We start from the raw sequence: 10,802 nt of genomic DNA on the forward strand, positions 1-10,802 counted from the left end.
GCACCATCGAGGTTTGAGGCAAAATGGTTCAGCGCAAGGAAGGAAGCCGCAGGAATACGTCCGTATTTCCAGGTTTCCTGACGAAGCGATGGACCATTTTGCSTCAAATCCGAAGGACGCCCAAATGGCTTCCATCTCGCGCCAAAGCGACCTTGGACGGGCAACCAGCCCGCCCGGCGGCCCCTTCGGCCCGAGCTGTTCGCCATTTGGACGCCTCGATGGTGCCATTTATGAGTTTACGCCCTAGTGAAACGCTCGCAACCGGCAGGTCTCTTCACGGCCGTCCTTCCGGTAGGACGATTGGAAAGCTGCCGGTCCGTTGTTGGGACTCCAAGCTGAAGCGCCGAGTGACTGGGAGGGCTCGGCATATGCCGAAAGCTCACAGGAGCAACTCTGCCGTTCCTAAGCCGGCTTTGGAGATAGTTCCATCAACCTCGATCGATCGAGAAGGCCTTCGAGAAGAATGTCATGAAGGCGCGCACACGGTGCGAATGGCGAATGTCGGGATGGGTCAGGAGCCACAACTCGTCGCTGAGGCTTTTCTCCACTTCCCCCACCTGTGACACGCCTTCGAGCTGATTTCCCAGCATGCAGGGAAGATAGCCCAGCCCGATACCTTCCCTGATGGCGGAAGCGACGCCTAGCACGGTGTCGGACCGATAGACGATCTGCTGCGGTGCCTTTCGTTGCGCCAGGAAGGCCGCCGCTTTCAAACCGGCGAGCGAACCGCCATAGGAAACCCATGCGCGATCATGGAGGGATGCACCGACATCCTGATCGATGCGTCCAAACGGCGCCCATTCGATCTGGGCGATCTTCCGGCCAACGAGGTTTTCCGGAGGGTTGCAGGTCGCCCGCAGGGCGACGTCGCATTCGCCCCTTGTCAGGTTCACGGCTCCATTGCCGGCGATCACCTCGATCTGGATGCCTGGATGCTGCGCTCGGAAATCCCGGATGACCGGCATCGCCGCCTGAAGCAGCGAGTCGCTGGTCGCGAGGCGGATCAGCCCGGAACCCGTTTCAGCATCCTCCGAGAGCTGATGCCCCAGGCTGGTAAGATCGAGCTCGATCCGCCCTGCAAGCTTGATAACCAGTTCGCCTGCCGCCGTGGGCACGTAGCCGCTGCGCCTGCGATCGAACAGCGGCGTGCCGATGGCTTCCTCCACCTGAGCAAGTCGCCTGACGATCGTGGAATTGTTCACCCCCATCAGCCGAGCCGCTTCCGAAGGCACGCATGTCTCCCCGAGGGAGCGGACGACACGCAGATCGTCCCACGAGAGCTTCTCGCTTAAACTGCCCATGGTTCCTGCACTTCATCAATCTGAACCCACGGTTCTTGAAGCGAGGTGCAGAAGGGAAGGCAAGCTACACTTCCGTGTAGGAGACAGGCTTTCTTTCCGGATCACGCTCGAATGAAGGCGAGCAGGTCGGCATTGATGACATCGGCGTTGACGTTCAGCATGCCGTGCGAGAAACCTTCATAAATCTTGAGCGTCGCATTTGGCAGGATTTCGACCAGAACCCTGCCGTTTCTGGCAGGAACGATCTGATCGCCGTCCCCGTGAAGGATGAGGGTCGGCACGGTCATCTTTTCCAGATCGTTCGTCTGGTCCGTTACCGAGAAAGCCTTGATGCCCTCGTATCGAGCCGAACCGAGCTTCGCCCCGCAGCGGATTCAGGCTTCGAGCTGTGCCCGGAACGCGATCTCGATAAGCTGCGTAGGGAATGCCAGGCGGGAAACGCCGATGATGTTGCTCGCGCACATCGGTTTATCGGTCCCATAAGCCTCGCTACGAACACCCTTCGCCACTGCGAACGCGGCATCGACGTCGAGGACGAAGAGCGTTTCCTCCACGACGTTGTCGAACGTCGCACCGAAGCTTTCGAGCACCTTCTTCGCATTTGCGTAAGTGGTTTCCATTTGAAGCTTCATCATGGAAAAATCGGTCGGCTTGCCGTCCTGATCGAGTTCCGCAGGGCCGACAATCTGTCCAGCAGCATCATGGCTAAGTTGACCCGAAACAAAAATGCTGTTTCCCACTTTAATGCCTTGGGGATAGCCATAGGCATCTTCCCAAGGAACGCCATGATAGAATGCTTCTTTCGATATGGTATTGTTATTGCTCATCGTTATGACCCTATGATAACTTCATTTTGTTTCGTTGAGCAATTACTATCGAGGGTTTTGTTGACGAGCAAACAGCATTTCTGCGCAGTTGATCGGGCGTTTTTGCACACATGCACGTTTGGCTTGGAAGGTTTTTGGGCATCAATCAAATCGTAACTACAAGAAGCCATGATCATCGTAGGGGATGAACCGAAGCGGCAAGCGAATCTCGTTAAGTACGGGATCGACTTTGCGGATGTGGGTGAAGGGTTCTTTCTCTCCGCTCTCGTTATCCCTGCGAAGAACGGACGCTTTGCTGCCATCCGGTGAGATGAACGGCACGATCACGGTGATTTCGCTGTGCTGGGCATCGAAGGCGTCTCGATCATCTCTGCCCCCCCTGCCAGCACTACGGAACGGAGGCTCTTGCCATGACCGACCCGAAACATGCCACTCCCGCATACACCAAGGCCGATATGGATGCGGTCAGCAACAACCCCGAATGGACAGCCGAGGACTTCGCGAGGGCAAAGCCTTTCGCTGAAGCCTTCCCGGACCTCGCAAGGACGATCCGCGCACGTGGTCCGCAGAGGGCTCCGAAAAAGGTCAGCACCACACTGCGCCTTTCGCCCGAGGTGATCGAGCATTTCAAGTCCGGCGGCCCCGGTTGGCAGTCGCGGGTCGATGTGGCCCTCAAGGATTGGGTGGCTGCGCACTGAGTGCGATTAGCCCATCCTCCCGGTAAGTCCATGGCAAGCTGCCGGTCCCCTCCCGGGGAGCCGAAATCGGCGACTGAACGACCGGAATGGGTCGGTCTCCACCTCCAATGGCGTTCGCTGACGCAGGCTAGGAGCTTTGCGCCGAAACGCGATGTAAGGGCTCTATGCAGGTGCCGGATTGGTTACTTCAACCGTGTCGCGGTGCGCTTCTGCGCCTGACAAGAAAGGCAAGATCATAACTTCTCTTTGCAGAAGGTTCAGCGACTCGTCTAAAGGCTCGTCGCTAGGATTATTGAACCACAATGAATTATCGCCATTCCTTCCACGCCGGCAACAGCGCCGATGTCGTAAAGCACAGCCTCCTGATCGCACTGGTGCGCGCCTTGCAGCAAAAGCCGGGCGCGTTGACCCTGATCGATACCCATGCCGGCTGCGGGCTCTATGACCTTGGCGGCGATGACGCGCAGCGCACCGGCGAGGCCACGCAGGGCGTGTTGCGGGTCTTTGCCGACGCGAACCCCTTGCTGGACGACTACCGCGCCGCCGTGCAGGCCGTGAATGCGCAGTCCGTAAATACGGGGGACGAGCCGCGCCTGTACCCCGGCTCGCCGCGGTTCCTGGCGCAGCTGCTACGCCCGCAGGACGCCCTGATCCTGAACGAAAAGCACCCGGACGATGCGGTCACCCTGCGCGGCGCGATGCGGGGCACCGGCGCGGCCATTCATGAACGCGACGCCTACGAACTCTGGCTGGCGATGGTGCCGCCCCGGACATCTCGCGGCGTGGCCGTGATCGACCCGCCCTATGAGCAGACGGACGAACGCGCGCGCATCACCGCTACCCTCGCCGCCGCCCACCGCAAATGGGCGCATGGCGTGACGGTGATCTGGTATCCGTTGAAAGACAGCGCCACGCATCAGCGATGGAAGGCGCAGCTGCGCAGGCTCGGCATCCCGAAATTTCTGGTGGTGGAGCACTGGCTGTACGACAGCGAGCAGCCCGGCATCTACAACGGCGCAGGGCTTTTTATCGTCAATCCGCCTTACGCTTTCATGCAAGCGCTGCCGCCACTGCTGGAAGCGTCGCGTGCGGCGCTCGCGCCCGAAGGGCACGCGGGCGAGATACTGTGCGGTTGGCTGGACGACTGAAGGCGTACTTGCAAATCGCGAAACGCGGATGTTGCGGCACCGGCCCACTGCCCCCCGACCGCCCATCGGCAGTATCCTGCGGGCGGTCGGGGGGTGGAGTGCGGCCGCCGGCATGCTAAAGGCGTGCCATGCTTCATAAACATGGCCGTGGCGGCACCGTCGAGATCGACGGGTTCAAATATGACTGGGAACTCGTCAGCGATCCCCAATTGTCCTCATCCGATGGCTGGAAGGGGATGACGGTTTCCCTGCGCCAGCACGGCATGGCACGAGAAGCGGTGCTGGAATTTCCGGCTCCGAAGCGCCTGCTCAAGGGCTTGCCGAAAGGGCGTTTGCATATCAACGACACCATTGCCTCGCGCGGCGTCAGGGCAGCCTTGTCGGCCGGATGGGATCCCGCATCGCGCGGCAAGCCGGTAGTGTTCATGGTCGACGCCGACGGCAATTGAACGGACGCAAATCGTGGACTCCCACACCGCAGATACAGCCTTAGTCGGACGAGATCGAACCGTTCCCACTTGGTGACCGACAAAGTAGACAGGCTGCACCTGGGGAGGCGATTGCGTGACCGCAAAGGGTCCGCCTTCACCTCGTCCACGAATGCGTTTGGCTGAACCGTTAGTTCCCTATGCCGGACAATGCCGCTCGACCTGCGAGCCTTGGCCCTATACCTGCAATTCCATGCTGCATGTCGTCCATCACCCCGGTTATGTGGTCGAGACCGAGCGTACGAGCACTTTCCCGCACGACAAGTACGCGCTGGTCATGCGCGCGCTGAGCGAAAGTGGTGTAAAGATGACGGTCCATGCACCCGAAGTCATGTCGCGAGAATGGCTGGAGGCTGTCCACGATCCCGCTTATGTTGGTGAAGTCATCAGCTGCTCGGTGCCAGCGGCCAAGCAGCGCCGCATCGGCTTTGTGATCGACGAGCGGATTTCCCGGCGATCGCAGCTCTCCCCCGCAGGAACATGGCTCGCGGCGAAGCTGGCGCTGCAACATGGGTATGCGGCAAATTCCGCTGGCGGCAGCCACCATGCCATGGCCGATACAGGCGCGGGCTATTGCGTGTTCAATGATCTGGTGCTCGCGGCCAACCGGATGATCGAGGAGGGTGACGTCTCGCGCATTCTGATCCTCGATCTCGACGTGCATCAGGGTGACGGCACTGCTGCCCTGACCGCAGGGCGCAGCGACATCTTCACGCTTTCCATTCATGCCGAGAAGAACTTCCCCACTCGCAAGGCGCGTTCTTCGCTGGATGTCGGGTTACCCGATGAAACGGGCGATGCGGCCTATCTGGAAGCTCTGGCCGGGTCACTGCCGCCGGTCCTCGATCATTTCGCACCGGAACTGATCCTGCTGCAGGCCGGCGTCGATGCCCATGCAGACGACAAGCTTGGGCGGTTGTCGCTGACCGACGAGGGCCTCGCGGACCGCGATCGTTTCGTGGCGACAGAGGCCAAGCGGCGCGGCATTCCATTGGCGAGTACGCTAGGTGGTGGCTATGGCGCGGATCGCGAGGCGGTGGCCTGGCGGCACGCGCGCACCATCCTCGCCCTTTCCGCCACGATCAGCGCGTGGGATACCGCCTGATTGCGCGAGGCTATCTTGCCGCTTCCCTCTCAGCATCGAGCCGTTCGACAATCCTTTCGATCTCATCGGGATTGAGGATAGAGGTGCGGGTCTTGCGGCCCTCGCGGAACACAGGTCGCGCCAGCAGGATGCGCGCCCGCTCCTTGGCGAAACGGTCTGAGGAGCAAGAAGTACATCACGCATTCGAGCATCGATCCGATCACTGGCGTCTCGCCATCCAGATCGATCAGCGTTGCGGGCTGGCCGCAGGAGATGCTCATCGTGGCGTGCGCCTACCGCGGCTCATGACGAATGAAAGCTGGATGCCTCAACTCGCATGGCTTTGAGGCCGCCGGGCCGATCGATCCCTTCCGGTCCGGTGCGCGCAGGGGAAATTTATGCGATTACGTCGCAATAGCACTTGCGTTCAGGGCTCTGCTGTTTATGGCGCGGAGCGATATTGCGAACAATTCGCATCATGGTAACAGGGAAGATACCTCTTGCAAGCTTTCAAGGTAGCGTTGATCGCGTCCGTGTCATGCATCGCCATCCCGGCTTACGCGCAAGAGATGGACCCGGACGAAGCGTCGGCCCGTGGCAGTGAAATCATCGTCACCGGGCGGGCCCAGCGTCTCTATCGGGTAGAGCAGGCGACCGTCGGCAAGGTCGCCGAAGACCCGATGAACATCCCTCAGGCGGTCCAGGTGATCAACGCGGATCTTTTCGCTGATCAGGGCGCGCGGGACGCGACCGACATCTATCGCAATATCTCGGGCGTCAGCTTTTTCAGCTATGCAGGCGTCACGTTCCGCGGCTTCCGTCAGGACCAGTCGTTTTACGATGGGCAGCGCGGCAACCCCTTCATCGGCTTCTCGGTGCCGCAGTTGTTCAACATCGAGCGGGTCGAAGTGCTCAAGGGACCGGCGGGCCTCTTCTTCGGTCCCGGATCGCCGGGCGGCATCATCAACTACGTTTCGAAGACCCCCTCGGACGAGACCGGCCTGCGGGCGGTTCTTACCGGCGGCACCTACGATCGCATCGGCCTGTCTGCCGAAGCGACGGGGCCGGTCGACAGCTCCGGCGTGATCACCTACCGACTTGGGGGCTTCTATGAATCGATGGACCCTTATCGCCGCAACACGCAGAACAAGTCCCGGATCGGTGACGCCGGGATCGCCATCAAGACCAATGAAAGCGGCAAGCTGACGCTGCAGGCGACGATCTACGACAGCGAGCTTCGGGCCAACCGCCTGCGCGGCGTGCTGGTCGACGATGACGGCAATTTCCTGACCAGCATCCGTTGGAACGCCAACGAGAAGACCGACTTCCTCAACTTGCGCTCACAAGCCTACCAGGCGCGCTATGCGACGATGATAGGCGATCGCGTCACCTTCGATGCGGGTGTGCGCTATTTCAAGGCGACCGAAAAGCAGCAGTACCACGAGCCGCGCGGCCTCGATTCGGCCAACCCCGACCTTGTCCGCCGGGAATTTCGCGACCAGATCCGCCCCGTCCATGGGCTGTCGTTCATGGCCAACCTGACGGCACGGGTCGATGTGCTGGGCACGGAACACAAGTTCCAGACCGGCGCGGACTGGTACGACGAAAAAAGCTTGCTGCACTCACGCATCCTGCGCAGCGGCGTGCCCTCGCTTAGCCTCAGCAATCCGGTCTACGGCAGCGGGGCGGGCGATGCGGCGCGCGCAGCGCTGCTGCCCTTCACCACCACAGATACCCGGACCAAGCGCAAGGGTGCGTATCTTCAGGACCAGATCAGCGTATCCAATGCGCTGCTGCTGGTGGCCGGCGTACGCTACGACAAGTTCGACGACGGCGTGACCACCAGCACCGGCGGCACCGTCTCGGGGCGGTCTACTTATTCCGATAGCGACGTGACCTTCCGGGGCGGCGCGATCTTCAAGCCGCGCCCGGACGTCTCGCTCTACGCCAGTTGGTCGCAGAGCTTCGAGCCCCAGGCGGCCGCCGACCAGAGCAGCGATGCGGGTGGTCCGTTCGCGCCGGTCACGGGAAACCAGCTGGAAGGCGGCGTGAAGACGCAGCTGTTCGCTGGGCGTCTCCAGGCAAATGCGGCCGTCTATCGCATCGTGCGAAAGAACATCCTGCAGGTCGATCCCGCACAGGAACCCATCAACGGCGTGGACCAGCTCGCGCCCATCGGCGAAGTGACGAGCAAGGGCTTCGAGATCGACCTCACCACCGACATCACGCCGGACTGGGTGCTTCTGGTGAACTACGGCTACAACGATACGAAGATCACCGGCACCGCAGAAGGGCAGGCGATCACCAATGCCGTCGGCGATCGGTTCGCCAATGCGCCCAAGCACAAGGTGGGCTTCTGGACCCGCTACCAGGTCCCGGCGATCGGTGCAGCCTTCGCCTTCGGCGGCGAACACGTATCGCGCCGCATCAGCCTTTCCGGACAGACCGTGAAGCCCTACACGATCTTCGATGCCTCGATTACCAAGGGCCTCGGCTTTGCCGAGTTACTGCTGCGCGTGGATAACATCTTCGACAAGGTTTATGCGGCTTCGGGCTTCTCCGCGCAGAGCGGCCATTTTCCGGGCGAGCCGCGGACATTTCTCGCCGAACTGCGCTTCAAGTTCTGACCATGGCGAAGGCACGTAATAAGAAAGGCCGCTCGCTCTGGTGGCGGGTCCATAGCTGGGCTGGGCTGAAGCTGGCGATCTTCATGACCTTCGTTCTGGCGACCGGCACGCTCGCCGTCTTTGCGCACGAGATCGACTGGCTGGTGACACCCGCGATGCGCGCCTCGCCGCAGGATGGCCCGCGCGCCAGCTGGGGCGCGCTTGCCGCCGCGGCAACAAAGGCCGAGCCTCACGGGCGATTGCAGACGCTCTATGCGCCGATCGACCCCTGGTTCACCGTCGAAGCCTGGGTGGACATGGGGAAGGGCGCTCCCCGGCGCGTCTATATCGATCCGTGGACCGGGGAAGTGACCGGAACGCATGGCTGGGCGAACGTCCACCGTTTCTTGCGGCAGGCGCATCGCCACCTGATGCTGCCTACGAAGATCGGCATCCCGCTGGTGAGTTCGCTGGCGCTGTTGCTGCTCGCTTCGCTGGTGACGGGCATTGTCACCTACAAGAAGTGGTGGCGCGGCTTCTTCCGCCTGCCTCGGGGAGGCGATGCGCGCCGGCTGAGCGGCGACCTGCACCGGCTTGGCGGGCTGTGGAGCCTCTGGTTCGTCACCCTCATCGCGCTGACGGGCGTTTGGTATCTGGTCGAGACGCTTGGCGGCAATGCAGCGGTGCCCAAGCTGGCGAAAGTCGAGACCCCGCTTCCAGCTCCGACCGGTGCGGCGCTCGACCGCCTCATCGCGGCAGCGCGACGCGTGCGTCCTGGGCTCGACATTCGCGAGATCCGCTTCACTGAGGATAATGGCATCGTGCTGTTGGGGCAGGACCGCGCGTGGCTGGTCCGCGATCGCGCCAACGGTCTGACGATGGACCCTGCAGATGGGCAAGTTCTCACGGCGCTCGACGGCGGCGACCTCGACGTGCACCAGCGGATTTCGGAAATGGCCGATCCGCTGCACTTCGGCACTTTCGGCGGACTTGCCACCAAGGTCATCTGGTTCCTGTTCGGCACGGTGCTGACGGGGATGTCGGTGACCGGCGTGATCATCTACGCCAAGCGCCTCGAGAGAGCTGAGCGGCACCAGCGGACAGCAGGCCGGATCGCATGGGCAGGGATGGGGGCATGGGCCTATGTCTGCACCGCTCTGGTGATCCTGGCGCTGCTATTGACGCCTGGGGCGATTGGTGGGGCGAGCTGAGGAATGAACGTGTTGCGCCCGAGGTTCGCGTCGGGATGCGCGCACGGATCAAACTTGTGCCATGAACCGACGAAAGTTCAATGAAGAGGGTTCAGGCGCCGGAGACTGCGAGGGTCAAGGGAATAATTACCGGAAAAGAAAACGGTCTGAAACTAGGGGCGAGAACTTCAAGGTGAGCGTCTTAAATGGGTCGAGATTCAGCACCCGTGGCGGGATTGGTGCGGATCAGGGTGATCGTCTCTCCAACCGCCTTTTCCATAAGGCTGGAGGGCGAGAGCAGGTCGTAGTCGAAGTTCTGTTCCACGATGGCCGCGTCGGCGACGGTGAGCGAAACCGTCGCGGGACGAATCTGGGCGCTCACATCCGGAAAGTCCTGACGCACGCGCCCGTTGCCGAGGTTCAGCGTGCGGATGTCCTGCACCAGCGCCACGTCGTTGTTGCATTCGAACGAGACGACCTACGTTTCCGATCCCTCCTCCCAGCCATCGAAGAGCGGAGAGTGGTCTTGCTGCAACGTGAGGGCGGCTATCGCTCGGCCGCCGCAAGGGCATTCGTCGCTACGCTTGACCTTTTCGTACAGGAGCTAGGCCGTGTTGACAAAGAGGATTCCCAAATCGCGTAGGTTCTGATTCAAGGTGGCTTTTGGGGAAGCTACCTTGATCCGTGGTCTGATGAGCGATGAGGAATGGGCCTGCCTTGAGCCCTTCGTGATTGAGCGTGGTGCACGCAGCGGTCGGCGCCCACGAAATCACCGGCTTGTCCTGGATGGCATTTTCTGGATCGCACGAACGGGCGTAGCCTGGCGCGATCTGCACGAGCATTTCGGCAAATGGTCATCGGTTTACCGCCAGTTCCGGCGCTGGACGCTGTCTGGTCTGTGGGAGTTGCTGCTCGAAGCCTTCAACGAAAGCGGAGGCGGCGGCCCCAGCCTGCAAATGATCGACAGCACAATAATCCGGGCGCACCACTGTTCAGCCGGCGCTAAAGGGGGACTCCGTGTCAGGGTCTTGGCCGCTCAAAAGGTGGCTTTACGACCAAGATCCACCTCCGTGTCAATGCGCTGGGCTTGCCCATAGCGGTGGCGCTGACCGGGGGCGAAGCTTCCGACTTCAAGGGATATATGCCGGTCATGGATGCCGATGGACCAGCGCCCAAGGTGCTGCTGGCCGACAAGGGCTATGATGCAGACTTCATTCGCAAGGACATGGAGAAGCGCGGCGGTATTGCCATGATCCCGACCAAGCGGAACCGGCTGATCCAATTGCCCGTCGATGCCGCGATCTATGCCCTGCGCAACATGGTCGAACGCTGCTTTAACAAGCTCAAGAACGCCCGAAGGCTGGCAACCCGCTATGACAAAACCGCCGATAGCTACCTCGGCTTCATCCACATCGTCTCAATCCGGCTGTGGACCCGCCAATTTGTCAACGCCTCCTAGG

The 10,802-nt window shown here is 61.3% G+C and carries 10 protein-coding genes and 3 pseudogenes; 8 read left to right on the forward strand and 5 right to left on the reverse strand.

The window, feature by feature from the left end:
* Nucleotides 1-247 (forward strand): hypothetical protein (locus L284_RS48730; RefSeq protein ID WP_235054341.1); only part of this gene is annotated, 247 nt, incomplete at its 5' end.
* Between the two features lie 181 nt (nt 248-428).
* Here the strand turns inward: L284_RS48730 and L284_RS33480 are convergent.
* The 3 genes and pseudogenes from L284_RS33480 to L284_RS47910 form a co-directional block, all read right to left on the reverse strand.
* A complete protein-coding gene (locus L284_RS33480) occupies nt 429-1,301 on the reverse strand; it encodes a LysR family transcriptional regulator (protein WP_021233681.1) in 873 nt (290 codons plus the stop codon).
* A 101-nt stretch (nt 1,302-1,402) separates the two neighbouring features.
* Nucleotides 1,403-1,657 (reverse strand): annotated as a pseudogene (locus L284_RS47905) (alpha/beta fold hydrolase); the annotation flags it as partial.
* Between the two features lie 18 nt (nt 1,658-1,675).
* Nucleotides 1,676-2,128, reverse strand: a complete 453-nt coding sequence (locus L284_RS47910; protein WP_021233683.1) for a RidA family protein — start codon at nt 2,126-2,128, stop codon at nt 1,676-1,678.
* A gap of 410 nt (nt 2,129-2,538) precedes the next feature.
* Between L284_RS47910 and L284_RS33500 the strand changes: the two genes are divergently transcribed.
* The 4 genes from L284_RS33500 to L284_RS33515 all read left to right on the forward strand — a co-directional run bounded on the left by L284_RS33500 (nt 2,539) and on the right by L284_RS33515 (nt 5,567).
* Entirely contained in the window at nt 2,539-2,826 is a 288-nt protein-coding gene (locus L284_RS33500) for a BrnA antitoxin family protein (RefSeq protein WP_021233685.1), read from the forward strand.
* A 302-nt stretch (nt 2,827-3,128) separates the two neighbouring features.
* The gene (locus L284_RS33505) at nt 3,129-3,974 is read left to right on the forward strand and encodes a 23S rRNA (adenine(2030)-N(6))-methyltransferase RlmJ (protein WP_021233686.1); all 846 of its coding nucleotides are present in this window, start codon (nt 3,129-3,131) and stop codon (nt 3,972-3,974) included.
* A gap of 128 nt (nt 3,975-4,102) precedes the next feature.
* Nucleotides 4,103-4,423 carry a hypothetical protein gene (locus L284_RS33510; RefSeq protein WP_021233687.1) on the forward strand — a complete coding sequence of 107 codons (321 nt, stop codon included), beginning with the start codon at nt 4,103-4,105 and terminating at the stop codon, nt 4,421-4,423.
* A gap of 232 nt (nt 4,424-4,655) precedes the next feature.
* Nucleotides 4,656-5,567, forward strand: a complete 912-nt coding sequence (locus tag L284_RS33515) for a histone deacetylase family protein (RefSeq protein ID WP_021233688.1) — start codon at nt 4,656-4,658, stop codon at nt 5,565-5,567.
* 10 nt (nt 5,568-5,577) lie between these two features.
* Here the strand turns inward: L284_RS33515 and L284_RS48735 are convergent.
* Nucleotides 5,578-5,827: pseudogene (locus L284_RS48735) on the reverse strand (hypothetical protein).
* A gap of 219 nt (nt 5,828-6,046) precedes the next feature.
* Between L284_RS48735 and L284_RS33520 the strand changes: the two are divergent.
* Nucleotides 6,047-8,173: a TonB-dependent siderophore receptor gene (locus L284_RS33520; RefSeq protein WP_021233689.1), complete on the forward strand. Its 2,127-nt coding sequence runs from the start codon at nt 6,047-6,049 to the stop codon at nt 8,171-8,173.
* A 2-nt stretch (nt 8,174-8,175) separates the two neighbouring features.
* A complete protein-coding gene (locus L284_RS33525; RefSeq protein ID WP_021233690.1) occupies nt 8,176-9,363 on the forward strand; it encodes a PepSY-associated TM helix domain-containing protein in 1,188 nt (395 codons plus the stop codon).
* Nucleotides 9,364-9,553: 190 nt separating this feature from the next.
* On the opposite strand, the pseudogene L284_RS33530 reads toward L284_RS33525, so the two are convergent.
* Nucleotides 9,554-9,802, reverse strand: a pseudogene (locus tag L284_RS33530) (DUF4139 domain-containing protein); the annotation flags it as partial.
* 232 nt (nt 9,803-10,034) lie between these two features.
* Between L284_RS33530 and L284_RS47295 the strand changes: the two are divergent.
* Nucleotides 10,035-10,801, forward strand: a protein-coding gene (locus L284_RS47295) for an IS5 family transposase (RefSeq protein ID WP_200861640.1) whose coding sequence is annotated in 2 segments (ribosomal slippage) — nt 10,035-10,356 and nt 10,356-10,801 — 768 coding nt in all. Because the reading frame shifts where the segments join, the coding sequence is not laid out codon by codon here.
* Nucleotide 10,802 lies beyond the last annotated feature (1 nt).

The sequence above is a fragment of the Novosphingobium lindaniclasticum LE124 genome (genome assembly GCF_000445125.1).
GTDB lineage: Bacteria > Pseudomonadota > Alphaproteobacteria > Sphingomonadales > Sphingomonadaceae > Novosphingobium > Novosphingobium lindaniclasticum.